The organism is Mycobacterium sp. DHQP2018-32-09, assembly GCF_058148405.1.
The window spans coordinates 37062-63699 of sequence record NZ_JBYVYK010000027.1; the positions used below are offsets into that span (position 1 = coordinate 37062).

The 26638-nt window shown below is 71.6% G+C and carries 26 protein-coding genes and 1 riboswitch; of the genes, 13 read left to right on the top strand and 13 right to left on the bottom strand.

Features of this window, described 5'->3' with window-relative positions; genetic code table 11:
• The first annotated feature begins 3 nt into the window (after window positions 1–3).
• The 7 genes from AC30CM_RS14720 (at window position 4) to ddaH (ending at window position 7018) form a co-directional block, all read left to right on the top strand.
• Window positions 4–894 (top strand): DUF4190 domain-containing protein, encoded by an 891-nt coding sequence (locus tag AC30CM_RS14720; RefSeq protein ID WP_490117630.1) that lies wholly within the window; start codon window positions 4–6, stop codon window positions 892–894.
• A 25-nt stretch (window positions 895–919) separates the two neighbouring features.
• Window positions 920–2410: a flavin-containing monooxygenase gene (locus AC30CM_RS14725; RefSeq protein ID WP_490117631.1), complete on the top strand. Its 1491-nt coding sequence runs from the start codon at window positions 920–922 to the stop codon at window positions 2408–2410.
• 13 nt (window positions 2411–2423) lie between these two features.
• Window positions 2424–2690 (top strand): DoxX-related protein, encoded by a 267-nt coding sequence (locus AC30CM_RS14730; protein WP_490117632.1) that lies wholly within the window; start codon window positions 2424–2426, stop codon window positions 2688–2690.
• A 13-nt stretch (window positions 2691–2703) separates the two neighbouring features.
• Window positions 2704–3549 (top strand): bifunctional hydroxymethylpyrimidine kinase/phosphomethylpyrimidine kinase, encoded by an 846-nt coding sequence (gene thiD, locus AC30CM_RS14735; protein WP_490117633.1) that lies wholly within the window; start codon window positions 2704–2706, stop codon window positions 3547–3549.
• Window positions 3550–3558: 9 nt separating this feature from the next.
• A complete protein-coding gene (locus AC30CM_RS14740) occupies window positions 3559–4776 on the top strand; it encodes an APC family permease (protein ID WP_490117634.1) in 1218 nt (405 codons plus the stop codon).
• A 48-nt stretch (window positions 4777–4824) separates the two neighbouring features.
• On the top strand, window positions 4825–6105 hold the full coding sequence (locus AC30CM_RS14745; RefSeq protein ID WP_490117635.1) for a uracil-xanthine permease family protein: 1281 nt from the start codon (window positions 4825–4827) through the stop codon (window positions 6103–6105).
• Window positions 6106–6235: 130 nt separating this feature from the next.
• The gene (gene ddaH, locus AC30CM_RS14750) at window positions 6236–7018 is read left to right on the top strand and encodes a dimethylargininase (RefSeq protein ID WP_490117636.1); all 783 of its coding nucleotides are present in this window, start codon (window positions 6236–6238) and stop codon (window positions 7016–7018) included.
• Window positions 7019–7020: 2 nt separating this feature from the next.
• Here the strand turns inward: ddaH and AC30CM_RS14755 are convergent, their stop codons facing one another.
• The 7 genes from AC30CM_RS14755 to thiO form a co-directional block, all read right to left on the bottom strand.
• Window positions 7021–8466, bottom strand: a complete 1446-nt coding sequence (locus AC30CM_RS14755; RefSeq protein ID WP_490117637.1) for a M28 family peptidase — start codon at window positions 8464–8466, stop codon at window positions 7021–7023.
• The gene (locus AC30CM_RS14760) at window positions 8466–9935 is read right to left on the bottom strand and encodes a M28 family metallopeptidase (protein ID WP_490117672.1); all 1470 of its coding nucleotides are present in this window, start codon (window positions 9933–9935) and stop codon (window positions 8466–8468) included. Before AC30CM_RS14760 ends, AC30CM_RS14755 begins: the two co-directional genes overlap by 1 nt.
• A 35-nt stretch (window positions 9936–9970) precedes the next feature.
• Entirely contained in the window at window positions 9971–10729 is a 759-nt protein-coding gene (locus AC30CM_RS14765; RefSeq protein WP_490117638.1) for an ABC transporter permease, read from the bottom strand.
• Window positions 10730–10822: 93 nt separating this feature from the next.
• Complete coding sequence (locus tag AC30CM_RS14770; protein ID WP_490117639.1) at window positions 10823–11749, bottom strand: ABC transporter ATP-binding protein; 927 nt, start codon at window positions 11747–11749, stop codon at window positions 10823–10825.
• A gap of 109 nt (window positions 11750–11858) precedes the next feature.
• A complete protein-coding gene (locus AC30CM_RS14775) occupies window positions 11859–12617 on the bottom strand; it encodes a thiazole synthase (protein WP_490117640.1) in 759 nt (252 codons plus the stop codon).
• Window positions 12610–12807 (bottom strand): sulfur carrier protein ThiS, encoded by a 198-nt coding sequence (thiS, locus tag AC30CM_RS14780; RefSeq protein WP_490117641.1) that lies wholly within the window; start codon window positions 12805–12807, stop codon window positions 12610–12612. The genes AC30CM_RS14775 and thiS overlap by 8 nt, the downstream gene beginning before the upstream one ends.
• The gene (gene thiO, locus AC30CM_RS14785) at window positions 12798–13841 is read right to left on the bottom strand and encodes a glycine oxidase ThiO (protein ID WP_490117642.1); all 1044 of its coding nucleotides are present in this window, start codon (window positions 13839–13841) and stop codon (window positions 12798–12800) included. Before thiO ends, thiS begins: the two co-directional genes overlap by 10 nt.
• Window positions 13842–13951, bottom strand: a riboswitch (TPP riboswitch). It abuts the gene before it with no gap.
• 20 nt (window positions 13952–13971) lie between these two features.
• Between thiO and thiE the strand changes: the two genes are divergently transcribed.
• A complete protein-coding gene (gene thiE, locus AC30CM_RS14790; protein WP_490117643.1) occupies window positions 13972–14643 on the top strand; it encodes a thiamine phosphate synthase in 672 nt (223 codons plus the stop codon).
• Here the strand turns inward: thiE and AC30CM_RS14795 are convergent.
• The gene (locus AC30CM_RS14795) at window positions 14618–15127 is read right to left on the bottom strand and encodes an NUDIX hydrolase (RefSeq protein ID WP_490117644.1); all 510 of its coding nucleotides are present in this window, start codon (window positions 15125–15127) and stop codon (window positions 14618–14620) included. The two genes, thiE and AC30CM_RS14795, sit on opposite strands and share 26 nt — an antisense overlap.
• 105 nt (window positions 15128–15232) lie before the next feature.
• Between AC30CM_RS14795 and glnX the strand changes: the two genes are divergently transcribed.
• The 4 genes from glnX (at window position 15233) to AC30CM_RS14815 (ending at window position 20161) form a co-directional block, all read left to right on the top strand.
• Complete coding sequence (gene glnX, locus AC30CM_RS14800) at window positions 15233–16552, top strand: protein kinase G-activating protein GlnX (protein ID WP_490117645.1); 1320 nt, start codon at window positions 15233–15235, stop codon at window positions 16550–16552.
• A gap of 2 nt (window positions 16553–16554) precedes the next feature.
• Window positions 16555–17517 carry a glutamate ABC transporter substrate-binding protein gene (locus tag AC30CM_RS14805; protein ID WP_490117646.1) on the top strand — a complete coding sequence of 321 codons (963 nt, stop codon included), beginning with the start codon at window positions 16555–16557 and terminating at the stop codon, window positions 17515–17517.
• Entirely contained in the window at window positions 17517–19778 is a 2262-nt protein-coding gene (locus tag AC30CM_RS14810) for a serine/threonine-protein kinase PknG (protein WP_490117647.1), read from the top strand. The genes AC30CM_RS14805 and AC30CM_RS14810 overlap by 1 nt, the downstream gene beginning before the upstream one ends.
• Before the next feature lie 197 nt (window positions 19779–19975).
• The gene (locus tag AC30CM_RS14815) at window positions 19976–20161 is read left to right on the top strand and encodes a long chain fatty acid-CoA synthetase Faa4p (protein ID WP_490117648.1); all 186 of its coding nucleotides are present in this window, start codon (window positions 19976–19978) and stop codon (window positions 20159–20161) included.
• A gap of 12 nt (window positions 20162–20173) precedes the next feature.
• On the opposite strand, the gene upp is transcribed toward AC30CM_RS14815, so the two are convergent.
• The 5 genes from upp to AC30CM_RS14840 form a co-directional block, all read right to left on the bottom strand.
• Window positions 20174–20809, bottom strand: coding sequence for a uracil phosphoribosyltransferase (gene upp, locus AC30CM_RS14820; protein WP_490117649.1), 636 nt, complete (start codon window positions 20807–20809; stop codon window positions 20174–20176).
• A gap of 146 nt (window positions 20810–20955) precedes the next feature.
• Window positions 20956–22170 (bottom strand): URC4/urg3 family protein, encoded by a 1215-nt coding sequence (locus tag AC30CM_RS14825; RefSeq protein WP_490117673.1) that lies wholly within the window; start codon window positions 22168–22170, stop codon window positions 20956–20958.
• Window positions 22170–23414 carry a GTP cyclohydrolase II gene (locus AC30CM_RS14830; RefSeq protein WP_490117650.1) on the bottom strand — a complete coding sequence of 415 codons (1245 nt, stop codon included), beginning with the start codon at window positions 23412–23414 and terminating at the stop codon, window positions 22170–22172. Before AC30CM_RS14830 ends, AC30CM_RS14825 begins: the two co-directional genes overlap by 1 nt.
• A gap of 8 nt (window positions 23415–23422) precedes the next feature.
• On the bottom strand, window positions 23423–24418 hold the full coding sequence (locus AC30CM_RS14835; protein ID WP_490117651.1) for an isopenicillin N synthase family dioxygenase: 996 nt from the start codon (window positions 24416–24418) through the stop codon (window positions 23423–23425).
• Entirely contained in the window at window positions 24415–24891 is a 477-nt protein-coding gene (locus tag AC30CM_RS14840) for a nucleoside deaminase (RefSeq protein ID WP_490117674.1), read from the bottom strand. The genes AC30CM_RS14835 and AC30CM_RS14840 overlap by 4 nt, the downstream gene beginning before the upstream one ends.
• Window positions 24892–25034: 143 nt before the next feature.
• On the opposite strand from AC30CM_RS14840, the gene AC30CM_RS14845 reads away from it, so the two are divergent.
• Entirely contained in the window at window positions 25035–26573 is a 1539-nt protein-coding gene (locus AC30CM_RS14845; RefSeq protein ID WP_490117652.1) for a PucR family transcriptional regulator, read from the top strand.
• Window positions 26574–26638: the final 65 nt, after the last annotated feature.

Sequence of the window (26638 nt, forward strand, 5' to 3'; positions counted from 1 at the left end):
CGGGTGACCTGGCCTTCCGGAGATCCGTCGAACCAGCAGCACGGCGGCGTGCCGCCCCAGCAGCACGGCGGCGTGCCGCCCCAGCAACACGGCGGCGTGCCGCCGGAGCAGTACCCGCAGCCGGGTCAGGGCTACCCGCCCCCTCCCGGACAGGGCTACCCGCCGCCACCGCAGGGTCAGGGCTACCCGCAGGGTCAGGGTTACCCGCAGGGTCAGGGCTACCCGCAGGGCCAGGGCTACCCGCAGGGCCAGGATTACCCGCAGGGCCAGGGCTACCCGCCGCCACCGCCGCTGCCCTATCAGGACCCCTACGGCCAGCATCCAGCCCCCCAGGCGGCCAAGACCAGCCCGTGGGCCATCGCCACCCTGATCCTCGGCATCATCGGCGCGGTGCTGTTCAGCATCGTCTGCGGCATCGTGGCGCTGGGCAAGACCAAGGACGGCCGGGAGCGCGGCCGCGGCCTGGCCATCGCCGGCCTGGTGCTCTCGGGGCTGTGGATCGTGATCGGCGGTGCCGTCATCGCGATCATCGCGTTCACGATGAAGGACCGCGTGATCGCCACCGACGTCGAGGTGGGCAGCTGCATCGCCGACGTCCCCACCAGCGCGCGGGTGGTCACGCTGCCCACGGTCGACTGCTCGCAGCCCCACGGCGGCGAGGTCTACGCCGTGCTGAACCTGCCCGAGGGCGACTACCCGGGCACGTCGGTCATCGACGAGTGGCAGAACAAGTGCCCCGACGAGCTGGCCTCCTACGCGCCGGATGCCATGCTCGACGAGAGCATCGGCGTCTACGTGCTGTACCCGACGCCCGAGACCTGGAACCGCGGTGATCGTGCGGTGACCTGCATCGCGACGCTGGATCCCAAGCGGGCCGGCAGCATCAGGGGATAGCCGTTACTCCTGGTACCGTCTACCCATGACTTCGGAGCGCTTCGACGCGGTCATCGTCGGCGCCGGCTTTGCCGGCATCGGCGCGGCCATCCAGCTCAAGCGGCTGGGCATCCACGACTTCGTCATCCTCGAGCGGGAGGACGACCTCGGCGGCACGTGGTACGTCAACCACTACCCCGGCCTGGCGGTGGACGTCCCGACGACCACGTACTCCTACTTCTTCGAGCCCAACCCCCACTGGTCGCGGTTGTTCACCCCGGGCCCGGAGATCAAGCAGTACGCCGACGACGTCGCCGACAAGTACGGCGTGCGGCAGCACATCCGGTTCCAGACCACCGTGGCCGGTGCCCAGTGGGACGAGGAGTCCGACCTGTGGCGCGTCGCGCTCGCCGACGGTGCCACCATCGCGGCGCGCTACCTGTTCACCGCCACCGGCTTCCTGAGCCAGCCCAAGCTGCCCGACATCCCCGGCATCGCCAACTTCGACGGCAAGGTGGTCCACACCACCGAATGGGACGACTCCTACGATCCCTCCGGCGAACGCGTCGCGGTCATCGGCACCGGCGCCACCGCGGTGCAGCTCATCCCGGAACTCGCGGCGTCGGCGCGCGAGCTGGCCGTCTACCAGCGCACCCCCATCTGGGTGGCCCCCAAGATCGACATCCGGTTCGGGGAGCGCGCCAAGCGACTGTTCGCCCGCTTCCCGCTGTCGCAGCGCATCGTGCGGGCCATCACCGACACCATCTACGAGGCGATGATCACCGTCGGCGTGGTGCACTACAAGGTGCCGCTGTTCCGCCGGCTCAACATCTCGGCGATGGACCTGTGCAAGATCCACCAGTTCATCCAGATCCGGGACAAGGAGCTGCGCAAGCGGCTGACCCCGGACTATGACATCGGGTGCAAGCGACCCACGTTCTCCAACAAGTACTTCCGGGCGCTGACCAAGCCGCACGTGCGGTTGCACACCGAGGGCATCGACCACGTCGAGTCCGACGGCATCGTCAACGCCGACGGCACCAAGACCACCATCGACACGCTGGTGCTCGCGACCGGGTTCGACCTGTGGGAGGCCAACTTCCCCGCCATCGAGATCATCGGCCGCGAGGGCCGCAACCTCGGCAAGTGGTGGCGCGAAACGCGTTTCCAGGCCTACCAGGGCGTCTCGATGCCGTACTTCCCCAACTACCTCAGCCTGGCCAGCCCGTACGCCTTCCTCGGTCTGAACTTCTTCAACACCATGGAGTACCAGATGCGGCTGATGGACCGGCTGTTCGGCGAGCTGAAGCGCCGGGGCGCCACCACCTTCGAGGTCACCGAGGAGGCCAACGCTGCCTACCTCGACCGGATGACCGATCTGCTCGGCGATTCGCTGTGGACGCTGGGCAACTGCGCCTCGTCGCGGTCGTACTATTTCAATCCCCAGGGTGAGCCGAGCCTGCTGCGGCCGATGTCGACGCAGGACGCCATCTCCGAGGCCTCCACGTTCGCGCTCACCGACTACCGCATCGCCTGAGAGGAAGACCGTCATGGCCCAAGAGAGTTCTCGCACGCCCGCACTGGCAGGCGCCGTGCTGGCCGCCACCGGCGTCGCGCACTTCGTCAAACCCGCGCTGTTCGAGGGCATCACGTCACCGGCGTTCCCGAAGGACACGGCACGTCACATCACGACCAACGGCGCCATCGAGACCGCGCTCGGCGTCGGGCTGGTCGTGCCGCAGACGCGCAAGCTGGCCGTCGTCGGCGCCCTGGGCTACGTCGGCTACCTGGCCGTCAACGTCATCCGCAACCGCTGACCCGCCGCCGTCCGTGCGGGAGTCCGATTACCTGCCGTTGCCGGCACCCGGTGAGGCGCCGCACCGGGTGCTGACCATCGCCGGGTCGGACTCCGGCGGCGCGGCGGGAATGCAGGCCGACATGCGCGCCTTCGCGATGCTCGGGGTCCACGGTTGCGTCGCGGTCACCGCGGTGACCGTGCAGAACACCTTGGGCGTCACGGCCTTTCACGAGATCCCCACCGACGTGGTGGCCGGGCAGATCAGCGCGGTGGCCTCCGACATCGGCATCGAGGCGGCCAAGACCGGCATGCTGGCGTCCACCGACATCATCGACACGGTGGTCGACACGTGGCGCGCCGAGGGCCTGGAGTCCACGGTGCCGCTGGTGGTGGATCCGGTGTGCGCGTCCAACGCCGGCCAACCCCTGCTGCACCCCAGCGCGCTCACGGCCATGCGGGAGCGGTTGATCCCGCTGGCGACGCTGGTGACACCGAATCTCGACGAGGTGCGTCTACTGGTGGGCATCGACGTCGTCGACGAGGCCAGCCAGCGCGAAGCCGCCCGGGCGCTCTACGACCTCGGACCGCGGTGGGCCCTGGTCAAGGGCGGTCACCTACGCACGTCGAGCGTCAGCTCGGATCTGCTCTACGACGGCGCCGAGTTCCACCGCTTCGTCGCCACCCGCGTCGACACCGTGCACGATCACGGCGCCGGCGACAACCTGGCGGCGGCGGCGGCCGCGGCGCTGGCACACGGCAGGTCGGTTCCCGAGGCGGTCGCGTTCGCCAAACTGTGGGTCACGGAGTGCATCCGCGCCGCCTACCCGTTGGGTTCCGGCCACGGTCCCGTCAACGGAATGGCCCGTTTGGTCGGCTAGGCTGCGCGCGTGCAACGGACCCTGGGCACCGTCGACGCGGTGGTCATCGGTCTGGGTTCCATGCTGGGCGCCGGCGTCTTCGTGGTGTTGGCGCCCGCTGCGGCCGCGGCGGGCAGCGGCCTCCTCGTCGGCCTGGCGATCGCCGCCGTCGTCGCCTACTGCAACGCGACGTCGTCGGCGCGGCTGGCGGCCCGCTACCCGCAGTCCGGCGGCACGTACGTGTACGGCCGGGAACGGTTGGGCCCGTTCTGGGGTCATCTCGCGGGCTGGAGCTTCGTGGTCGGCAAGACGGCGTCGTGCGCGGCGATGGCGCTCACCGTGGGGTCCTATGCGTGGCCGGCCCACGCGCACGCCGTCGCGGTGGTCGCCGTGGCGGCCTTGACCGCCGTGAACGTGGCAGGCGTGCAGAAGTCGGCGCTGCTGACGCGGGTGCTCGTCGCGGCGGTGCTGGCCGTCCTGGCGGTCGTGGTGGTCACGATCCTCGGCGCCGACGGCCTCGACGGCGCGCACCTGACCCTGGCGCCGGACGCGAGCCCGTTCGGGATGCTGCAGTCGGCGGGGCTGCTGTTCTTCGCCTTCGCCGGGTACGCGCGCATCGCGACGCTCGGCGAGGAGGTCCGCGACCCGCAGCGCACCATCGGGCGCGCCATCGCGTGGGCACTCGGCATCGTGCTGGTGTGCTACGCCGTGGTTGCCGTCGCCGTGCTGTCCGAACTGGGCAGCGCCGCACTGGCATCCGCGTCCGCGCCGCTGGCCGACGCGGTGGTGGCCGCCGGGCATCCCGGCCTGGTGCCGGTGGTACGGGCCGGGGCGACGCTGGCGGCGCTGGGCGCGCTGCTCGGCCTGGTGCTCGGGGTGTCCCGGACGACGCTGGCCATGGCGCGCGACCGGCACCTGCCCCACGCGCTGGCGGCCCTGCACCCCCGGTTCGACAGCCCCTACCGCGCCGAGATCGCCGTCGGCGTCGTGGTGGCGGTGGTGGCGGCGGTCGCCGACGTACGCGCCGCCATCGGCTTCTCGTCGTTCGCCGTGCTGGTGTACTACGCGGTGGCCAACGCGTCGGCATACACGCTGTCGCACGGGCTGCGCCGCAGGACCGTTCCCGTCCTCGGGCTGCTGGGGTGTGTGGTGCTGGCGGTCACGCTGCCGTGGACGGCGGTGGTCGCCGGCGCGGTCGTGGTGGCGCTCGGCGCACTGAGCTACGCCGTGTGGCGCGGTGGGGCCTAGCAGACCCGTCGACCAGCACGGCCCGGCCGCGTGCACTAACTTGCCCGTGTGAGTGCCTTCACCTGGAGACCCGTAGCGCGCGACGCCGCGATCGTCGCTCCCGACGAGCGGCTGAGCTGGCCGCGCACCATCGGGATCGGCGCCCAGCACGTCGTCGCGATGTTCGGCGCCACGTTCCTGGTGCCGGTGCTCACCGGCTTCCCGCCGGCGACCACGCTGCTGTTCTCCGGCATCGGCACGATCCTGTTCCTGGTGATCACCGGCAACCGGCTGCCGAGCTATCTGGGCTCGAGCTTCGCGGTCATCTCGCCCGTGGTCGCGGCGGTGGGCTCGGCGGGAGCCGGCGGCGCGCTCGGCGGTCTGGTGGCCCTCGGCGTCGTGCTGATGATCGTCGGCGCCGTGGTGCACGTGGCGGGCTCGCACTGGCTCAACGTCGCGCTGCCACCCGTGGTGACCGGTGCCGTGGTCGCGCTCATCGGGTTCAATCTGGCGCCCGCGGCGAAGGCCAACTTCGAGAAGGGTCCGCTGGTCGGCACCATCACGCTGGTGCTGCTGGTGGCCACGCTGGCGTTCTTCCGCGGCATCATCGGCAGGCTCGCCATCGTCATCGCGGTGATCGTCGGGTACGTGGTGGCCTGGCTGGTGGGCGACGTGCCCGCCGAGGCGCGCGCCGCGATCGCCGCCGCGGACTGGGTGGGGCTGCCGCAGTTCCAGACCCCGACGTTCTCCCTGGCGGTGCTGCCCCTGTTCCTGCCCGCCGTCATCGCGCTGCTCGCCGAGAACATCGGGCACGTGAAGTCGGTGGGCCAGATGACCGCCACCGACACCGATCCGCTGCTGGGCCGCGCCATCGCCGCCGACGGCGTGGCCACCACGCTGGCGGGCTTCGGCGGCGGCTCGGCCACCACGACGTACGCCGAGAACATCGGCGTCATGGCCGCCACCCGCGTGTACTCGACGGCGGCCTACTGGGTGGCGGCGGTCACCGCGATCGTGCTGGCCCTGTGCCCCAAGATCGGCGCCATCATCTCCGCCATCCCGCCCGGCGTGCTGGGTGGCGCGACCATCGTGCTGTACGGCCTGGTGGGGGTGCTGGGCATCCGGATCTGGATGACCAACCACGTCGACTTCGGCCTGCCCGTCAACCAGATGACCGCCGCGATCCCGCTCATCATCGGCATCGCCGACTTCACCTGGCGCGTCGGCGATCTGGTGTTCACCGGCATCGCGCTGGGGTCGATCGCGGCGCTGGTCGTCTACCACGGGATGGCGCTGCTGGGCTTCCGCTCGGGCCGCGCCCCGGAACCGGAGCCACGGCCGCTGGCCTGACCGTCCTCGGCGCCGAGTGTGCGTCCTGGATCACCGCACCGGCGTGTCGCGATCCGATGCGCACACTCGGCGCGCTCGGCGGGTTCACCCGGCAGCCCGATGCGGCGACGATTCGTGAAAGCATTGGCGCATGCACGCCCGTCACGCACTGGTCCGTAGGCCGTCCCCGCTGCTCGAGCAGGGTCTGATCACCCACATCGAGCGCAGCGACCACGTCGACGTCGAGCTGGCCGGGCGACAGTGGGACGCCTACGTGGCGGCCATGCGCGACGCCGGGTGGACCATCCACGAGGTGCCCGCCGCGCCGGAGTGCCCGGACTCGGTGTTCGTCGAGGACACCATGGTGGTCTACGGCGACCTGGCCGTCATCGGCAGGCCCGGCGCCGAGGAGCGCTGGACCGAGATCATGGCGGCCGCCGACACCGTGTGCGAACTCGGCTACCGCACCGTGCACGTCGAAGCGCCGGGCACGCTCGAAGGCGGCGACGTGCTGAAGTTCGGCGACACCGTGTGGGTGGGCGTCGGCGGGCGCACCAACGAGGAGGGCGTGGACCAGCTCCGGGCGCACCTGGAGCCCTACGGCGTCAAGGTCGTCGGCGTCCCGCTGAGCAAGGCCCTGCACCTGAAGTCGGCCGTCACCGCGCTGCCCGACGGCACCGTGATCGGCTACGAGCCCACCGTCGACGACCCGGGGGTGTGGGGCGACCGCTTCCTGGCCGTGCCGGAACCCGAGGGTGCGCACGTGGTGCTGCTCGGCGACGACGCGCTGCTGCTGTCGGCCGCCGCGCCGCGCACCGCCGAACTCCTCACCGCCCGCGGCCATCGCGTGGTGAGCGTGGACGTCTCGGAGTTCGAGAAGCTCGAGGGCTGCGTCACCTGCCTGTCGGTGCGGTTGCGCGGGCTGCCCCGCTAGCGCTACCGCGCCGGGATGCCGTTGGGCCCGTCGAGCGAGGCGGCGTAGGTGCCCACCGCGAAGGCGATGGCCGGGCCGGTGACGCCGAGCGCCTCGCGGTCGACGTTCGCGTCGTCGTCGCGCGGGGTGCGGTAGTTCGGGTCGAACGGCCTGCCGGCCTGCCCGCCCCACAACCGCGCCTGCGTCTCGCTCATGCGGCCGTTCGACCCCGTCGTGACCCCGCCGATCGGCACGCCTGCCGCCAGGAACGGCGCGTAGTCGCCCGCACGGCCCAGCGGCACGTCGGCCGGCCGCACGCCCGCGAGGTTCAGGTAACCCGCCAGCGTCCGCTCCAGGCCCGCCGACCCCGCGGGCACGCTCGCCGCGGGCACGTCCGGATTGGGCTGACCCGACTGGTCGCCGTCGAGGGTGAAGTACCCGGCGTTCGGTGACGCGAGCTGGTTGGCGTTGACGTACATCGCCAGGTCCGCGACGCCGTCGCCGCCGAGCCCCGCGACGTACTTGGTGGCGCCCTCACCGCCGGCCTCGCCGGCACCGAAGAACGCGAACCGTACGGCGTTGGTGACGTTCGGCGACGCTCCGAGCTTGACGGCCGTCTCCAGCACCGCGGCCACCCCGGACGCGTCGGCGTTCATGCCGGGACTGCGCGGCGCGGAATCCAGGTGCGCGCCCGCCACGACCACCCGATGCGCGTCTCCGGTCTTGGTTTGCGCCAGCACGTTTCGCGATCGGACGGTACCCGCCTTGGCGTCGAGCACCAGCTTCACGGGGGCGGTGGTGCGGCGCACCGCGGCGTCGACGTCGCGGCCGATCACCGCGACGGGCGCCTTGAGCTGCTCGTAGTAGCCGGGCGTGAACAACCCGGCGCGGCCCTGGTCGCTGACCACCAACACGCCCACCGCACCCTCGTCGGTGGCGGTGTTCTGCTTCTGCACCACCGAGCAGCCGGTGTCGTCGACCACCACGATGGCGCCCCGCACCGTGACACCGGTGTAGTCGGCGGTGGTGCAGCCCGCGGGGGCGCGGGGACGCAGGGTCTCGGCGGACAGGCCACCGGCCGGGGTCGGCGCCAGCAGCGACGCCTGGTCGACGGGGAAGGTGCGCCCCGCGACCGTCACGGCGGGCTTGCCGGGATTGGCGAGCACCAGGCGGTCGAAGTCGGCCAGTTCCACCTCGAAACCGTTGTCGCGCAGCACCGTCGACACGTAGTCGACGCTGGCGTCGTACCCCGGCGTGCCGTCGGCGCGGGACCCGTCGTGCGCCGCGGCGATGTCGGACAGCTTCTGGAGGTGGGTGTTCATGCCGTCGACGGTCACCTGGTCGGCCAGCGCCCGCCCCGGGTCGGCAGGCGCCGCGGGCGGCCCCGACTGACCGCATGCCGTCACGGTCGCCATGGTCACCACCGAGGCCAGGGCCACGGCGGCGCCCGCCGCGCGACGCAGGCGCATCACTGCGCCTCGACCACGTGCCGGACGCGGTCGTCGCGCACCGGTACGCCGTTGCGTCCACCCAGGTTCTGGGCGTACAGACCCACCGCGTGGGCCACGCCCCGGCCCTGGAGGTCCAGCGCGGTGCGGTCGACGTTGTCGATGTCGTCGGTGGCCTTGTGGTAGTTGGGGTCGTACTCCGCGCCCGCGGTGCCACCCCACAGCTTGGCCTGCTCGTCGGTCATCTTCCCCTCGGCGCCGGAGAACAGCCCCCCGACGGGGATGCCTGCCTTGGTGAACGCGTCGTAGTCCGATCTGCCGTCGAAGTCGGTGTCCCGCGCGGGTTTTCCCGCGTCGTCGAGGTACTTGACCAGCGTGCGCTCGATGCCTGCCGAACCCTCCGGAACCCGCGGCACACCACCCCGCGGCAGCGTCGACTGGTCACCGTCGTAGGTGAAGTAGCCGGGGTTCGGCGAGGCGAGCATGTCGAAGTTCAAGTACAGCGCGATGTCCTTGAGGGCGTCGACGTCCAGCGTGCGCACGTACTCGTCCGACCCGACCAGACCGACCTCCTCGGCACCCCAGAACCCGAAGCGCACGGCATTGCGCACGTCCGGCGAACTGCCCAGCCGAAGCGCGGTCTCCAGGACGGCCGCCACCCCGGACCCGTTGTCGTTGATCCCCGGCCCCTCCGGCACCGAGTCCAGGTGGGCGCCCGCCATCACGACGTTGGCGGTGTCACCCGTCTTGGTCTGGGCGATGACGTTGCGCGTCTTGTCCTCCCGCACACCGGCGTTGAGCTTCAGCGTGGTGGCACCCGGGTTGGCGCGCAACCGCGCACCCTCGGCCTTGGTGATGCCGACGACGGGGATGGTCACCTTCGTGGACTCCCCGAGCGTCGCGCCGATGGGACCGTCGTCGTCGACGTTGTTCACGACCACCATCGCCACCGCACCCCGATCCGCGGCGATCTGCTGCTTGATGCCGAAGGCACACGCCCCCCGATCCACGAGCACCACGGCACCCCGCACCGGCAGCCCGTCGTAGTCGGTGGGCGAGCAGCCCGGCGTGTCGTCGACGCGGGCGGCCACCAGGGGACCGTCGACTCCGTCGGGTGGCGTGCCGATGGTGTAGTTCAGCGGCACCGCCTTCACCGGGGCGCCGCCCACCGTCAGCGTGGGCTCGTCGGCCCAGGGCTGGCGGACGTCGAACTCGTCGGTGGACACGTCGAAACCCTTGTCCCGCAACAGCCCGGCCACGTAGTCGACGCTCGCGGCGTACCCGGGGGTACCCAGCGCTCGATTGCCCCCGTTGGCGTCGGCGATGTCCTGCAGCTTGCGCAGGTGTCCCATCATCGCGTCGACCGTCACGTCGATGCGGACGGGCTGCGGTTGTGCGGGCTCGGGCGCCCGCTCGCTGCCGCACCCCGCCAGCGCCGTCACCGCCACCGCCAAGACGGCGGCCGCCCGCCTGCGTCGACGCCTACCCACGATCACTGCTCGCCTACCCACCGTGCCCACGTTAGTCAGGCGTCGCGCTTGGTCACCACGACGGTGGCGGCCGCGAAGAGCGCGGTGACGATCACCGCGAAGTACACCAGCGAACCCAACGGTCCCCACGGCATGTCGTAGGTGGCGTACAGCCATTGCACGTCGGTGAACGTGAACGCGTTGCCGAAGGGCAGGAACGGCCCGACGCGCGCGCCGATGCTCGGCAGGTTGCCCAGGATGGGTTCCACGACCAGCGGCCACAGCAGCAGCACCGCCACCGCGCCCGCGGCGTGCCGCAGCAGCGCCCCCACCGCCACGCCCAGGACCGCCGCGATCGCCCCGAACACCGCCAAGGCCAGCACCAGCTGCCACACCTGCCCGCGGGCCAGTGACAGGTTGGCGCCCAGCGCGGCGTCGGCGGCGATCCGGGCCACCGCCACCGCCGCGACCGTCAGCGTGGCGGTGAACACGGCGGAGAACGCGGCGGCCACAACGGCTTTGGCGATCAGCACGTGCGATCGGTTGGGTGTCGCCGCGAACGTGGTGCGGATCATCCCGCTGCGGTACTCCCCCGTGACGCTCATCGCCGCCACCACCATCTGCAGCGGCACCGCGAACACCGCGACACCCATCGCCGCCTGTTGCGGCGACAACCCCGACGCCCCGTAGGCGGTGGCCCCCTGCAGCGCCGCGACGCAGAGGCTCAGCACCGCGGCGGCCAGGGCCGACCACAGCGGCGAGCGGATGGTGACCAGCTTGATGCGCTCGCTGTTGAGCAGCGTCGCCGCGCTCATCGGTACCGTCTCCTCTTCGCGCGAGCGCTCATCGGTGCACTCTGCCTCTTCGCGCAAGCGCTCATCGGTACCGTCTCCTCTTCGCGCAAGCGCTCATCGGGCCTGCACTGTGCGGTACTCCACGTCCTCGTCCGTCAACTTCAAGTACGCCTCCTCGAGCGACGCGCGCTGCGTGCTCAGCTCGTGCAGCGTGATGCCGTTGCGGGCCGCCAACTCCCCCACCACCTCGATGGCCGCGCCGTGCACCGCCAGCGCCGAACCGTCGGGTTCCAGCCGGACGTCGATGCCCGCGTCGCCGAGCAGCCCGGACAGCGAGTCCAGCGCTGGGCTGCGCACCCGCACCGCCGACGCGCCCGATCCGGCCACGAACTCGGTGACGGTGGTCGACGCGATGAGACGACCGCGGCCGATGACCACCAGCCGGTCTGCGGTGTTGGCCATCTCGGCCAGCAGGTGGCTCGACACGAACACCGTCCGCCCCTCGGCGGCCAACGCCCGCATCAGCGTGCGCACCCACTTGATGCCCTCGGGATCCAGCCCGTTGACCGGCTCGTCGAACAGCAGCACCGGCGGGTCACCCAGCAGGGCGGCCGCGATGCCCAGACGCTGGCTCATGCCCAGGGACAGGGCGCCGGCATGCTTGTCCGCCGCCGACGTCGGCCCGCCGTCAAGGCCCACGAGGTCGAGCACCTCGTCGACGCGCGTCACCGGGATGCCGTTGCTGGCCGCGATCCAGCGCAGGTGATCGCGCGCCGACCGGCTCGGGTGCGCCTGCTTGGCGTCGAGCAGCGCGCCGACGGTGCGCAGCGGATGGCGCAGCTCGCGGTAGGTCTTGCCGTCGATGGTCGCGGTACCCGACGTGGGATGGTCCAGCCCGAGGATCATCCGCATGGTGGTGGTCTTGCCCGCACCGTTGGGCCCGAGGAACCCGGTGACGACACCGGGTTCGATCGAACAGGTCAGGTCGTCGACGGCGCGCTTGCGGCCGAAGGTCTTGGTCAGGCCCACCAGTTCGATCATCGCCTCCCATGATCGCAGCGGGCGGCGTTGGTGTCACGGAAGCCGGGTGTCACGGAAGCCGGATGTCACGGAAGCCGGGTGTCCCGCGGGCGGCGTCGCGCGGCGGCCGTCAGGGAACGGCGGGGCTGGACGCCTGCGCCCAGAATCGCTTGGGGATCCGGCCGGCCCGGCGGGCGAGCCTGCCGGCACGCACCCCGGCGGCCATGGCGGCGGCCATCACCGGCGGATCGTCGGCCCGGGTGACGGCCGTGGCCAACAGCACGGCATCGCATCCCAGCTCCATCGCCAGCGCCGCGTCACTGGCGGTGCCGATGCCGGCGTCGAGGATCACCGGCACACCGGCGGCCGCGACGATCATATCCAGGTGATGCGGGTTGGCGATGCCCAGGCCGGTGCCGATCGGCGATCCCAGCGGCATCACCGCCGCGCAGCCCACGTCCTCGAGGCGGCGCGCCAGCACGGGATCGTCGGTGGTGTAGGGCAGCACCACGAAGCCGTCGTCGACCAGCTGCTCGGCGGCGGCCACCAGCTCGATGGCATCGGGGAGCAGCGTGCGCTCGTCGGCGATGACCTCGAGCTTCACCCAGTCGGTGCCCAGCGCCTCCCGCGCGAGCCGCGCCGTCAGCACGGCCTCGGCGGCTCCGCGGCACCCGGCGGTGTTGGGCAGCACCGCGATGTCGAGGCGGCGCAACAGGTCCAGCACGCCGGTGCCTGCCTCGACGTCGACGCGGCGCATCGCCACCGTCGTCAGCTCGGTGCCCGACGCCACCAAGGCCGCCTCGAGCACGGCGAGGTTGGCGGCGCCGCCGGTGCCCATGATGAGCCGCGACCCGAAGCTGCGGCCGGCGATGAGCAGGTCGTCAGCCACCCTGCACCGCCGTCACGATCTCCACGCGGGCGCCGTCGGCCAGCACGCGGTCCCATTCCGAGCGTGGTAGCACCGACCAGTCCAGCGCCACCGCGATGCCGCGGTCGGGCAGCCCCATGCTCGCCACCAGCGTTGCGACGGTGGCACTCTCGTCGAGCACCACGTCGTCGCCGTTCACCGTCACCCGCATGCGGGCACCCCCACTCTCAGCTCCTCGACGATGCGCTGGGCCGTCCACGGCGCCAGCAGGAAACCCGACCGGCCGTGGCCGGTGGCCACCAGCGTGCGGTGGTCCAGCCGACCGACGATCGGCATGTTGTCCGGGGTCATGGGCCGCAGTCCGGCGGCGGTCTCGGCCAGCTCGTACTCGCCGAGGGCCGGCATCACCTCGCACGCGTCGGCCAGCAGGTCGCGCACCCCCGAGACCGTCGGCGCGGTGTCGCGGCCGCGTTCGTACTGCGTGGCGCCCACGACCACGCCGTCCGCGCGGGGCACCAGGTAGACCTGCCTGCCGTGCACCCGGGCGCGGACGACGCGCGTCGGGACGGGCAGGCAGCCGGGGCGCCATCGCAGGCGCAGCACCTCCCCCTTGACCGGCCGCACCGCCAGCCCCGGCCACAGCGCGGGGGCGTCGATGCCGTTGGCGAGCACCGTGACGTCGGCGTCGCGCGTGTCCCGTAGGTCGTCGATGGCGGCAGCCCAGGTCACGCCGAGGCGCTCGCACGCGTCCGCCAGCGCGGCCACCAGGGCCCGGTTGTCGACGGCGAGTTCGGTCTCGGCCAGGAAGCCGTGCCGAATGCCCTGCGCCAGAAGCGGTTCGACGTCGCGGGCGGTGCGCAGCGGGGTGACGGCCTGCCCCTGGGCGGCCAGCCAGTCCCCGATCCGGGCGAGGTCGGCGGCGTCGGCGCGGTCGACGGCCACCACCAGCGAACCGCGCGCGGTCACCACGTCGGCGGGCAGCCCGTCGAGGAACCCGTCGTGCCACAGCCGCAGCGACTCCAGCCCGGCGGCCAGCAGCGCCTCCTCGCCCGGCCAGCCCTCGCCGAACGGGGCGATCATGCCGCCTGCCACCCAGGAGGCGCCACGCTCGGCGGCGCGGTGCACGCGCACCGACCACCCGTCGAGCAGGGCGCGCCGCGCCACGGCCAGCCCGATGACGCCGCCGCCGACGACCGCCACCGAACCCCTGGACGAAGCCCCAGACGAGCCCCGGGACGGATTCACGACACCCAACCTCCTGCTCCCTTCGCCGGCATGACCCGGATCAGGTTCGACGGTAAGGGCGGCCGCGCCCACTCTCAGTCCCCGATCCCGGGACTCCCGTGCTGTCGGGGGTAAGCCTACGCTCGCAGGCGTGCGAGAACCCCGCAGGCGTCTCCGGGACGCCACGCTGTACCTGTGCACCGACGCGCGCGCCGAGCGCGGTGACCTGGCCGAGTTCGCCGATGCCGCACTGCGGGGCGGAGTCGACGTGATCCAGCTGCGGGACAAGGGAATCGAGGCGCGCCAGGAACTGGCCGCGCTCGAGGTGCTCGCCGACGCGGCGCGCAGGCACGGCGCGTTGCTCGCCGTCAACGACCGCGCCGACGTGGCGCGGGCCGCGGGCGCCGACGTGCTGCACCTCGGCCAGGACGACCTGCCGCTGCTGGTGGCCCGTGACGTCGTGGGGCCCGGCCCGCTGCTGGGTCGGTCGACGCACGACACGACGCAGCTGGCGGCGGCCATCGCCGAGCCGGTGGACTACTTCTGCGTGGGCCCGTGCTGGCCCACGCCCACCAAACCGGGCCGGGCGGCTCCGGGCCTGGATCTGGTGCGCGCGGCCACCGAACTCAGCTCCGAACTCACCGCGCGCACGGGCACGGAAAAGCCGTGGTTCGCGATCGGCGGCATCGACGGCGACCGGTTGCCCGAGGTGCTCGCGGCCGGGGCGACGCGCGTCGTCGTGGTGCGGGCCGTCACCGAGGCCGCCGATCCGGAGGCGGCGGCCCGCGCGCTCAAGGTCACGCTGGCGGCAGGTCGGCGATAGCGCCGAGCAGCACGTCCCAGCTCGCGGCGAACCCGGGGTGCAGCGGCAGGTCGACGACGTCGGTGAGGCGCACCCACCGCAGCTCGGCGCTCTCCCGGTTGGGGCGGGTCGCCAGCGGCTCCGGCGCGTCGGCGATGACGGTGGTGTAGGTCCAGATCGGGCAACGCTCGTCGCCCAGGGTCACCTCCGAGACGATCTCCGAGGTGACGATGGACGTCCGCACCGTCAGCATCTCCACGGTGAGGCCGGCCTCCTCGTGCGCCTCCCGCACGGCGGCCTGCTCGGGGGTCTCGTGGCTGTCGCGGGCACCGCCGGGCAAACCCCACGTGCCCCCCTGGTGACTCCACGGCGCGCGGTGCTGCAGCAACACCGCCGCGCCGCCGTCGGGCCAGGGTGCGCGCAGCAGCAGCCCGGCCGCTCCGAACCTGCCCCAGTAGTGCGCTCCGCCGTCGCCGCGCACCCAGCCATCGCCATCGCCTCGCACGGGTTCACGATAAGCGTCCGCGTCGCGCCGACAACTCTTAGGATTCTTTTATAGAATCGGGTCCGCTCGATACACGCCAGCCGGGAAGTTGAGGTCCGCGCACAGGTGACCGTGGAGTTGGCGCATCCTTCGACCGAACCGCTGGCGTCACGGTCGCCGACGACCCCGGCCCATCCGCGCTGGTGGTTCCTCTGGACCACGCCCGGGCGGATCCTCACCATCGGCGTCGTGCTGGCCACGCTCGTCATCGCGTCCGCGTTCGCGACGTCGACCACCATCGACGACCGTCAGCAGGCGTTGACGACGGTGCTCGACCACACCGAGCCGCTGTCGTTCGCCGCGGGCGAGCTGTACACCACGCTGTCGGTGGCCGACGCGGCGGCGGCCACGGCGTTCATCGCAGGCGCCGAGCCCCGGCCGGTGCGGCAGCGCTACGAACAGGCCATCACCGACGCGTCCGTGGCCGTCACGCGCGCCTCCAGCGGCCTCACCGACGAGGACATGGTGCAGCTGCTCGGCCGCATCAACGCCCAGCTGGCGGTCTACACCGGCTTGGTCGAGACCGCGCGGACCAACAACCGTGCCGGCTATCCGGTGGGGTCGTCGTACCTGTCGGAGGCGTCGGCGCTGATGCAGACGCAGATCCTGCCCGACGCGCAGCGGCTGTACGAGGAGACGTCCAACCGCGTCGACGTCGAGACCACCGCGTCGACGAAGATCCCGGCGCCGGTGATCCTGGTGGTGCTCGCCACCATCCTCTTCGGCGTGTTCGCCAACCGCTGGCTGGCGCGCCACACGCGTCGCCGCGTCAACATCGGATTCGTCGCGGGTGGCCTGGCCGTGCTGGTGATGATCGTGTGGGTGGGCACCGCGCTGGTCATCTCCACCCTGGACAGCCGCAGCGCGAAGAGCACGGCGGCGGAATCGCTCAAGACGGTCACCACGATGGCCATCACCGCGCAGCAGGCGCGGGCCGACGAGACGCTGTCGCTGATCCGCCGCGGCGACGAGGGCGTACGCAAGCAGTCCTACTACCAGCGCATCGACACCATGCAGCAGCAGCTGTCGACCTACCTCGGCCGCAAGGACTCCATCGACAAGTCCGACCTGGCCGACGCCGAGCAGCTGCTGCGCCGGTGGCGCGCGGCCGACGATCGCATCAACGCCTACATCGCCGTCGGCAACTACCAGGCCGCCACGCAGGTGGCCCTCGGCACCGGCGAGGACGACTCGACGCCGGCCTTCGACAAGCTCGATGCCGCGCTGACCAAGGGCATCGGCGAGAGCCGCCAGCAGTTGCGCAACGACATCGTCAATGCCCGCCGGGTGCTGTCCGGCGCCACGGTGGGCGCGGCGGCGCTGTCGGTGATGGCGGCCGTGGCCGTGGCGCTGGGCTTGTGGCCACGGTTGAGCGAATACCGGTAGACATGACCACGATGCGCAGATTGCTCCCGACGCTCGCCGCGGCGGTGCTGCTGGCCGGGTGCAGCGAGGCGGCGCCCGTCGTCGACACGCCCGGGGTCACGCTGGCCCCGCCGACGCCCGCGGGCATGGCCGAGTTGCCGCCCCAGCCGGCGCAGCCCGCGGAGGTCGACGAGGACTCCTGCACCTCCAGCCTGCGCCCGTTCCCCACCCGCGCGCAGGCCGACGAGGCCGTGCAGAACATCCGCAACCGCGGCAGGCTCATCGTCGGGCTCGACATCGGCAGCAACCTGTTCAGTTTCCGCGATCCGATCACGGGACAGATCACCGGTTTCGACGTCGACATCGCCGGCGAGGTCGCCCGGGACATCTTCGGGACGCCGTCGCAGGTGGAGTACCGCATCCTGTCGTCGGCCGACCGCGTCTCGGCGTTGCAGAACAACCAGGTCGACATCGTGGTCAAGACCATGACCATCACGTGCCAGCGCAAGGAGCTGGTGGACTTCTCCTCGGAGTACCTCGCGGTGGACCAGCGCATCATGGCACCCAGGGACTCACCGATCACCCGCTCGCAGGACCTGGCGGGCAAGCGGGTGTGCGCCGTGAAGGGCACCACGTCGCTGGACCGCGTCCGGGAGATCGACCCGCCGCCGATGGTGGTGGAGGTGGTCACGTGGGCCGACTGCCTGGTGGCGCTGCAGCAGCGCCAGGTCGACGCCGTGAGCACCGACGACGCGATCCTGGCCGGTCTGGTCGCCCAGGATCCGTACCTGCACATCGTGGGCCCCAGCATGCAGGAGGGCGCGTACGGCATCGGGGTCAGCAAGGACAACGACGGCCTGGTCCGCTTCGTCAACGGGACGCTGGAGCGCATCCGCCGGGACGGCACGTGGAACACGTTGTACCGCAAGTGGTTGAGCGTGCTCGGGCCCGCACCGTCGCCGCCCGTGCCGAGGTATGAGGCCTGATGTCCGCCGAATCCGAGACCCACGCCGCCGCCGAGGACGACTACCCCGGCACGCAACCCGCGGATCCCGCGGAGTTCGACTCGCAGGCCACCGTGCGCCCGATGGCCACGCAGGCGGTGTTCCGCCCCAACTTCGACGACTCCGTGGGCACCATGGTGGGCACCGTCGACACCGAGCCGCGCGATCAGACGACGGCGATGACGCGACGGTGGTCGCCCATCCGCAAGCTCGGCGGTGGCCTGGTCGAGGTGCCCCGCGTGCACGAACGCGATCCGCTGACCGCGTTGATGACGAATCCGGTGGTGGCCGAGGCCAAGCGGTTCTGCTGGAACTGCGGCAAGCCCGTCGGGCGGTCGTCGTCGGACGGTGAGGCACTGTCGGAGGGCTGGTGCCCCCACTGCGGCAGCCCCTATTCGTTCCTGCCGCAGCTGGCTCCCGGCGACATGTTGGCCGACCAGTACGAGATCAAGGGCTGCATCGCGCACGGTGGCCTCGGCTGGATCTACCTGGCCTACGACACCAACGTCAACGACCGGCCGGTGGTCCTCAAGGGCCTGGTGCACTCGGGCGACGCCGAGGCGCAGGCCATCGCCGTGGCCGAGCGGCAGTTCCTCGCCGAGGTCACGCACCCGTCGATCGTGAAGATCTTCAACTTCGTCGAGCACGACGACAAGCACGGCGATCCCGTGGGCTACATCGTGATGGAGTACGTCGGCGGCACGTCGCTGAAGCAGGCCAAGGGCCAGAAGCTACCGGTGGCCCAGGGCATCGGCTACATGCTGGAGATCCTGCCCGCGCTGGGATACCTGCACTCCATCGGTCTGGTGTACAACGACCTCAAGCCCGAGAACATCATGGTCACCGAGGAGCAGCTCAAGCTCATCGACCTGGGCGCGGTGTCGCGGATCAACTCCTACGGATTCCTCTACGGCACACCGGGTTACCAGGCGCCCGAGATCGTCAAGACGGGGCCGACGGTGGCCACCGACATCTACACCGTGGGCCGCACGCTCGCGGCGCTGACGCTCAAGCTCAAGACCCGCAACGGCCGCTACGTCGACGGCCTCCCCGACGACGATCCGGTTCTGGCGCAATATGATTCGTTCGGCAGGTTGCTGCGCCGGGCCATCGACCCCGATCCGCGGCGCCGGTTCGGCAGCGCCGAGGAGATGTCGAGCCAGCTGATGGGCGTGCTGCGCGAGGTCGTGGCCCGTGACACCGGGGTGCCCCGGCCGGGCCTGTCGACGGTGTTCAGCCCGTCGCGCTCCACCTTCGGCGTGGAGCTGCTGGTGGCGCACACCGACGTCTACCTCGACGGCCAGGTGCACTCGGAGAAGCTCACCGCGCAGGAGATCGTGCGGGCGCTTCCGGTTCCCATGGTCGACCCGGGCGACGTGGGCGCGCCGGTGCTGTCGGCGACGGTGCTGAGCCAGCCGGTGCAGACGCTGGACTCGCTGCGCGCCGCCCGCCACGGCGCGTTGGACTCCGAGGGTATCGACCTCACCGAGTCGGTGGAACTGCCGCTGATGGAGGTGCGCGCGCTGCTGGACCTGGGTGACGTCGCCAAGGCCAACCGCAAGCTGGACGACCTCACCGAACGCGTGGGGTGGCGCTGGCGGATCGCGTGGTTCCGCGGTGTGGCGCAACTGCTGTCGGCCGACTACGACGCGGCGACCAAGCACTTCCTGGAGGTGCTCGACACCCTGCCCGGCGAGCTGGCGCCCAAGCTGGCGCTGGCCGCCACCGCCGAGCTGTCGGGGGCCACCGACGAGCAGGCCTTCTACAAGACGGTGTGGTGCACCGACAACGGCGTCATCTCCGCCGGTTTCGGGCTGGCGCGCGCCCAGTCCTCGGCGGGCGAACGGGAGGCCGCGGTCAAGACGCTCGACCAGGTGCCGCCCACCTCACGGCATTTCACGACGGCACGGCTCACCAGTGCGGTGACGTTGCTGTCGGGACGCTCGGGCAACGAGATCACCGAGACCCAGATCCGCGACGCCGCCCGCCGCGTCGAGGTGCTGCCCGAGACCGAACCCCGGGTGCTGCAGATCCGCGCGCTGGTGCTGGGGACCGCCATGGACTGGCTGGTGGACAACACCGCCAGCACCAACCACATCCTGGGCTTCCCCTTCACCGAGCACGGCCTGCAGCTCGGCGTCGAGGCGTCGCTGCGCGGCCTGGCCCGGCTCGCGCCGTCGCAGGCGCACCGCTACGCACTGGTGGACCTGGCCAACAGCGTGCGGCCCATGAGCACGTTCTGACGTCGCAGGCGACGACGAGACCACGCGGGGGTGACCGGGGTCTGGCCGCGCCGTGACCAGCGGAGACGGATTTTGTCGATGGGCGCCGAGCTGGGTACATTGTCCCGCGGCCCAATCGTCGATCGAGAAAGCAACTGGAGATGCGCGCGAACGTCGCTCACCGCACCCGCATGGTGCGTCGGCCCACTCTCCGTCCGATGGCCGGCCAGTTGTTCGAGGTCAAGGTGACTCGCGAGGGCAGCCGCTACGCGGTGACCATCCCCGAACTCGACACCACGGTGCACGTGTTGCGCCGCATCGACGCCGAGACCGCCGCGCGCGAGGCCATCGCCTCGGGCACCGGCATCCCCATCAACTTCGTCGCGGTCTGGGTCCGCGACTAGCGATCCCGGGCATCACGTCCCGAAGATCCGGTCACCCGCGTCGCCGAGGCCGGGCACGATGTAGCCGTTCTCGTCGAGCTGCCGGTCGATGGCCGCGGTGAACACGGGCACGTCGGGGTGCGCCTCGGCCATGGCCGCCAGGCCTTCCGGGCACGTCAGCAGGCAGACGAACTTGATGGAGCGCGGCCCCGCCTCCTTGACCCGGTCGACGGCCGCGATCGCCGAGTGGCCCGTGGCCAGCATCGGGTCGACGATGACGACGTCGCGCTCGTGCAGGTGCGCCGGCATCTTGAAGTAGTACTCGACGGCGATGAGGGTCTTGGGGTCCCGGTAGAGCCCCACGTGGCCCACCCGCGCCGAGGGCACGACGTCGAGCATGCCGTCGAGGATGCCGCCGCCCGCGCGCAGGATCGACACGAACACCAGCTTCTTGCCGTCGATCACCTGGGCGGTCATGGTCTCCAGCGGGGTCTCGACCTCGATCTCCTGCATCGGGATGTCCCGCAGCACCTCGTAGGCCATCAACGCCGCCAGCTCGCGCAGCATGCGGCGGAAGGTGTTGGTGGACATGTCCTTCCGGCGCATCGTGTTGAGCTTGTGTTGCACCAGCGGGTGCTCGACCACCGTCACGCCGGGCGTTGCCGACATCGCATCGGTTCCTCTCCGTAGGGACACTCGCTAGAACACCGTGTCCGTAGGGACACTCATCAGAACACCGTGTCCGTAGGGACACTCATCAGAACACCGTGTCCGTAGGGATACTCATCAGAACACCGTGTCCGTAGGGACACTCATCAGAACACCGTGCCGTCACTGCGCACCAGCAGCGGCGGCAGCCCGCCGCGGCGGTCCTGGGCCAGCCGCCGGCCCGCAGTCCACGTGCCGCCCTCGAGGATGCACGCCAGCGGCAGCTCGGGCCGCCCCAGCTCGGCCCGCACCAGCGGTGCCAGGTCGTCGAGCAGCGCGACGGTCATGGCGCGCCACTCGACCACCAGCTCGTCGGCCACGTCCCAGGTGCGGTCGGCCCAGCCCGGGTCGCGCAAGCGCAGCACGCCGCAGTCCAGCAGCAGCCCGCCGTTGCGGTATTCGGGCAGCCCGGTGAGGTCCTCGAGACCCGTGACCGGCACGCCGGCCCACGTGAACGGTTCGACGAGCGAGTACGTCAGCCACTGCGACAGCTTGTGGAACGGCATCCACCCGGCGGCGGCGCCGCGGCCCCCGACGGCGCCGTGGCGCCAGCAGTCCCCCACGGGGGTGTCGTCGACGACGTTGCCCGCCAACCAGATCGACGACGTCCCCGCCAGCACTGCGGACAGGACGGCGTGGGCGGTGACGCCGGCACCCGCGGCTTGGGCCATCAGCGCGTCGAACAGTCCCCCGGGTCGGGCCGCGGGCCCGAACAGGTCCGCCCTGGCCGCCAGCGCGTCGCCGAGCCGGTGCAGCAGCGCGACGCGCCCCTCGAAGCCCGTGAGCGGGTTGCCCGCCCCCACCTGGAACGCCGTTGCCAGGGCCTCGGGCCGCAGCCCCCGCAAGCCCGCCGCGTCGACGCGCAGCGGTGCGTCGGGCTCCGAGGAGAACAGCCCGGCGACGAAGGCCTGCCAACTGGTTACGCCCAGCCCCTCCGACCGCGCGTACTCGCGGCCGTCCTCGACGTAGCGCCACCGCGACCCGGCGCCCGCGTCGAGCAGCACGCTCACCACCGCCAGGTCGATCATGGCGCGCGCCTGCTCGGCGGCGTCGGCGCCGGCCAGCAGTGCGCGCAGCCGCGCGGTGCGGTCGACGCCGCCGGCCTCGAAGTGCCGCCACCGCGAGTGCATGGGAATGGCGCCGGCGGGGAAGCGTTCCGCGGTGACGTCCGCGACCAAGGCTGCGGCGGTGGGCAATCGGTCGTCGGCGACGGTGAACCAGGCCGAATCCCCTGCGCGGGCGCGGGCCAGCAGACCCGCGGCGCGCTCCCGGATGGCTGCGGTGGAGCGCAGCTCGGCCACGGCGTCCGTCGTCGCCACGATCACGAAAGGTCCCGGCCCACGGTGTTGCGCAGTCGCTGCGCGTCGGGAACCTCACCGGCCGTGAAGTATCCGGCGGCGACCTTGGCGTCGATCTCGACGCGCGCATCGTCGGGGATGAGGTCGGCGGGGATGTCGACGCGCTCGCCGACGGAGATGCCCGCACCGGTGATGGCGTCGTACTTCATGTTGCTCATCGACACCAGCCGGTGGATGCGGGTGATGCCCAGCCAGTGCAGCACGTCGGGCATCAACTCCTGAAAGCGCATGTCCTGCACGCCCGCCACGCATTCGGTACGGGCGAAGTACTGGTCGGCGGTGTCGCCGCCCACCTGCCGCTTGCGGGCGTTGTACACCAGGAACTTGGTGACCTCACCCAGCGCACGGCCCTCCTTGCGGGAGTAGGCCACCAGGCCCACCCCGCCACGCTGCGCGCCGGCGATGCACTCCTCGATGGCATGCGTGAGATAGGGCCTGCACGTGCAGATGTCGGAGCCGAAGACGTCCGATCCGTTGCACTCGTCGTGGACGCGGGCGGTCAGTTCGACGCTCGGGTCGGCCAGGTCCCGCGGATTGCCGAACACGTAGACGGTCTGCCCGCCGATCGGCGGCAGGAACACCTCGAGGTCACCGCGCGTCACCAGTTCGGGGTACATCCCGCCGGTCTCCTCGAACAGCGCGCGCCGCAGATCGGCTTCGGTGCAGCCGAACCGGGCCGCCACCCCGGGCAGGTGCCACACCGGTTCGATCGCGGCCTTGGTGACCACCGCCGCTCCCGTCGGCAGCAGCACGCGACCGTCGGGCACCAGCCGGCCCGCGGCGATGGCGTCACGCACCTCGGGCAGGATCACGTGGGCCTTGGTCACCGCAATGGTGGGACGGATGTCGGTGCCCGCCGCCAGCTCCGCGGCGAAGGCGTCGGCGACGGTGGCACCCCACGGATCCAGGCTGACGATCGCGGCCGGGTCGGCCCACTGCGGGTGCGGACCCACGACGTCGGTGGGCGCGGTGTTGGTGAGGTCGGCGCGGTGATCGCGTGCCAGCGCGCCCGCGGCCACCGCCAGGGCGCGGTAGACGCCGTAGGACCCGGAGTGCGTGCCGATGACGTTGCGGTGCGCCCGGGAGCCGGTGGTGCCGATGACCGGGCCCCGCTCGGCGGCGGTGGGTGCCCCCCAGCGGATGACGGGCGCGCCCGCGCCGCCCTGGTGCGACGTCAACCTGATGTGGCCTGCGGACACGGTGGGCATCCCTTCGATCAGAGTGCGATGGCGGCGAGCTTTCCGCGCAGGTAGTCACCCGCGGTGACGGGATCGTGCTCGGTGACGCCGACGGGCGGGGGCACGCTGCGCAGCACCGCGGTGGGGTTGGCCTCGTGGAAGTACACCAGCGAGATCAGCTCCTCGTCGGGCGCCGAGGCCGCAGGGGCGAGCACGCGGTGCCGGTTCGACAGCCAGCGATCGCCCGTCCATCGCGCCATCATGTCGCCGATGTTGATCGTCAGCGCCCCGTCGACCCACGGTGCGTCGATCCAGCGGCCGTGCTTGCCGAGGACCTGCAGGCCGCCGACGCCCTGCTGCCGGTCGAGGATGGTGAACGTCCCGAAGTCGGTGTGCGACCCGATCCGCAGCTGCCCCTCCGACGGCGGGCCGGTGTGCGCCAGCGCCGGATACCAGTGCGCGTAGAACGACCACGTGGGGTGGTCGGCGTCGGCGACGAAGTGGTCGGCGGGCAACCCCAGGGCCACGGCGGACACCCGCATCAGCTCGTCCGCCAGCGACCGCACCTGTGTCAGGTATTCGGTTGCGGTGGAATGGAATTCGGGGACCTCCGCGGGCCACACGTTGGCGTTGAACCACTCCCGATCGACGGCGTCGCGGCCGGTGGGTTCGTCGCATGCGACAGTGTAGGACTCCTTGAGGTCCGGCGGAGCCCAAACTCCGTCATCGGAATTGGCGTTGGACTCCACGCCGGCGGGGGTCCACCCCCGGGGCAGCCAGGTGTGCTCGCCGATCTCGGCACGGTAGCGCTGCTTGACGTCGTCGGGCAGGAGGAAGAACGCCCGCGCGGCCTCGCGCACCCGCTGCCGCAGCTCGACGGTGATGCCGTGGTTGACGATGAGCAGGAAGCCGATCTCGCGCAGGGCCACGTCGACCTGGGCACCTACCTCGGCACGCGCCGCGGGGTCCCCACCGAACCACGGCGCGAGGTCGATGATCGGCACGTCCTCGGCGCGCGAGGGGTTCGACGTCATCGCGTGCGTCCCCCGTCCTTCTGCAACCCGGCGTCCATCCCGGCGTCCATCCCGATGTCCTCGAACCACACCTCGGGATGGGTGTCGATGAATTGGGCCATCAGCGAACGGCATTCGGGATCGTCGAGCACGGTCACCGCGACACCCGCCTCGGTGGCCAACCAGTCGTGCTGCCCGACGAACGACGTGGCCTCCCCCACGACGAGGTGACCGATGCCGAACTGCCGCGTCAAGCCACTGCAGTACCAACACGGCGACAGCGTCGTCACCAGGATCGTGTCAGCATAGGTCGGTCTGCGGCCCGCGGCACGGAACGCCGACGTCTCGCCGTGCACGCTCGGATCGTCGTCTTGGACCCTGCGGTTGCGGCCCCGGCCGAGCAACGTGCCGTCGGCGTGGAACAGCGCCGCCCCGACGGGTATCCCGCCCTCGGCGAGGCCGGCGCGCGCTTCCTCTCTGGCGACTTCGAGCATGGTTTCCAGGGCCGCCGGATCAATCTCGGTCATCACCCCAGCCTGCTCGACGCGCATCCCCGGCAGAACGGACATAGTGTCGGCACTGGACGCGGCCAGAGCGGACGAAACGTCCCCCGGCCCGGAGGGCGAGAGGGGCCGACGTGGCGGTGACGGTTCGCGAGTTGCTCGGCCACGAGGTGCTGCGCCAGGCCGATCCCGTGGTCCTGGCCGGGGAACGCTCGCTGGACCGCGCCGTGCGGTGGGTGCACTCGAGCGAGATCTACGAGATCTGGCCGCTGCTGTCCGGCGGCGAACTGCTGCTCACCACCGGCCTCGGCCTCGGCGGTCTGGACACCGGCGCCCGCAGGCAGTACCTGCGGGAACTGGCCACGCGCAGTGTCAGCGGACTGGCGGTGGAGCTGGGCCGCACCTTCGACGCCATGCCCACCGAGCTGGTGGACGAGGCCCGCGCCCACGACTTCCCACTGATCGCGCTGCGGTCGGTGGTGCCGTTCGTGCGCATCACCGAGGTGGCCAACACCTCGATCGTCGACCACTCGAGCCACCAGACCCGGGTGTCCGACGTGGTGACCCGAGCCCTGACCGAAGCGCTGCTCGGCGGCGCCGGCGTGGGCGGGCTGCTCGCCACGGCCGGCCAGATCGTCGGTGGACCGGTGACCCTGGTCTCGACGACGGGTGCCCTGGTCGCCGCACACGGCGTCGACAGCGACTCCGAGGCGTGGCGCGTGATCGACGGCGCGGTGGCACGCATCGACGTCATGCTGCAGGGCGAGGCGTGGGCCACCCTGGCCGTGGGCCGCGGTTCGTCGCTGCCGCGGGCGGACCTCGACATCGCGCTGGACCGCACCGCCGCCGCGCTCGCCATCGCCATGCTGCGCGGCCGGGGGTCCGAGCAGCGCCGCGAGATGCAGGTCGCCAGGATCCTCGGTGACCTCCTCGACCCGCCCGCGGAGCAGACCTCGGAGACCCTGCGCCAACGCTTCTCGATGGTGGGGTTCGACCCGCCGCCCACGGCGTCGCTCGTCGGCGCCGCCATCGACGTCGTCGACACCGCGGCCGGGTACGCGCTGGTCGACGCCGCGGCGCACCTGCTCGGACATCCCGGGTTGCGCGCCCGGGTGGGCCGCCTCGTCTACGGACTGCTGCCGGTCGACCGCGTCACGCCCGATCGACTCGGCGTGGTACGCAATGCGCTCACCGAGGGGTTGCGCCGCAGCGGGGCCCGCGGCGCCAGGGTGGCGCTGGGGCTGCCGGTCGCCCCGTCCGGCGCGGCCGGCGAACTGCGGGCCTCGCTGCGGGAAGCCCACTCGGTCCTCGACGTGATGGCCAGGGACGCGGCCAGGGAGGCGGTGGGCGACGCCCGCGAGTGCCTGCCCGAGCTGGCCGTGCACGCGCTGCCCGACGTGCAGCGGGAACGCGTCGCGGGCGAGGTCGTCGGCGCGCTGGTCGCGTGGGATCGCACGCACGGCACCGAGTTGGTGCACACGCTGGAGACCTACCGGCGCCACGGCGGCTCCGTCACCGCGACCGCCGCCGCGCTGCACGTCCGGCGGCAGTCGCTCTACCAGCGGTTGGAGCGCATCGAGAGCCTGCTCGGTTACTCGCCCAACGATCCTACCAAGGCGGGTGCCCTCCTGCTGGCCAGCGTCGCCGAGCGGATCCTGCGACCGCGGCCGTAACACCACGGTCACGCAGAATGTCCGGGGTGCGGCCGCCATTGGCTGTCACTGTGTCCGTTCCCGAC

What these genes read in the sequence shown, in the direction of transcription:
- AC30CM_RS14725 (WP_490117631.1), top strand. Translation starts at nt 920, where the DNA reads ATGACTTCGGAGCGCTTCGACGCGGTCATCGTCGGCGCCGGCTTTGCC.
- AC30CM_RS14730 (WP_490117632.1), top strand. Translation starts at nt 2,424, where the DNA reads ATGGCCCAAGAGAGTTCTCGCACGCCCGCACTGGCAGGCGCCGTGCTG.
- ddaH (WP_490117636.1), top strand. Translation starts at nt 6,236, where the DNA reads ATGCACGCCCGTCACGCACTGGTCCGTAGGCCGTCCCCGCTGCTCGAG.
- AC30CM_RS14755 (WP_490117637.1), bottom strand. Translation starts at nt 8,466, where the DNA reads ATGCGCCTGCGTCGCGCGGCGGGCGCCGCCGTGGCCCTGGCCTCGGTG.
- AC30CM_RS14765 (WP_490117638.1), bottom strand. Translation starts at nt 10,729, where the DNA reads ATGAGCGCGGCGACGCTGCTCAACAGCGAGCGCATCAAGCTGGTCACC.
- AC30CM_RS14770 (WP_490117639.1), bottom strand. Translation starts at nt 11,749, where the DNA reads ATGATCGAACTGGTGGGCCTGACCAAGACCTTCGGCCGCAAGCGCGCC.
- thiS (WP_490117641.1), bottom strand. Translation starts at nt 12,807, where the DNA reads ATGCGGGTGACGGTGAACGGCGACGACGTGGTGCTCGACGAGAGTGCC.
- AC30CM_RS14805 (WP_490117646.1), top strand. Translation starts at nt 16,555, where the DNA reads ATGACCACGATGCGCAGATTGCTCCCGACGCTCGCCGCGGCGGTGCTG.
- AC30CM_RS14810 (WP_490117647.1), top strand. Translation starts at nt 17,517, where the DNA reads ATGTCCGCCGAATCCGAGACCCACGCCGCCGCCGAGGACGACTACCCC.
- AC30CM_RS14815 (WP_490117648.1), top strand. Translation starts at nt 19,976, where the DNA reads ATGGCCGGCCAGTTGTTCGAGGTCAAGGTGACTCGCGAGGGCAGCCGC.
- upp (WP_490117649.1), bottom strand. Translation starts at nt 20,809, where the DNA reads ATGTCGGCAACGCCCGGCGTGACGGTGGTCGAGCACCCGCTGGTGCAA.
- AC30CM_RS14830 (WP_490117650.1), bottom strand. Translation starts at nt 23,414, where the DNA reads ATGCCCACCGTGTCCGCAGGCCACATCAGGTTGACGTCGCACCAGGGC.
- AC30CM_RS14835 (WP_490117651.1), bottom strand. Translation starts at nt 24,418, where the DNA reads ATGACGTCGAACCCCTCGCGCGCCGAGGACGTGCCGATCATCGACCTC.
- AC30CM_RS14840 (WP_490117674.1), bottom strand. Translation starts at nt 24,891, where the DNA reads ATGCTCGAAGTCGCCAGAGAGGAAGCGCGCGCCGGCCTCGCCGAGGGC.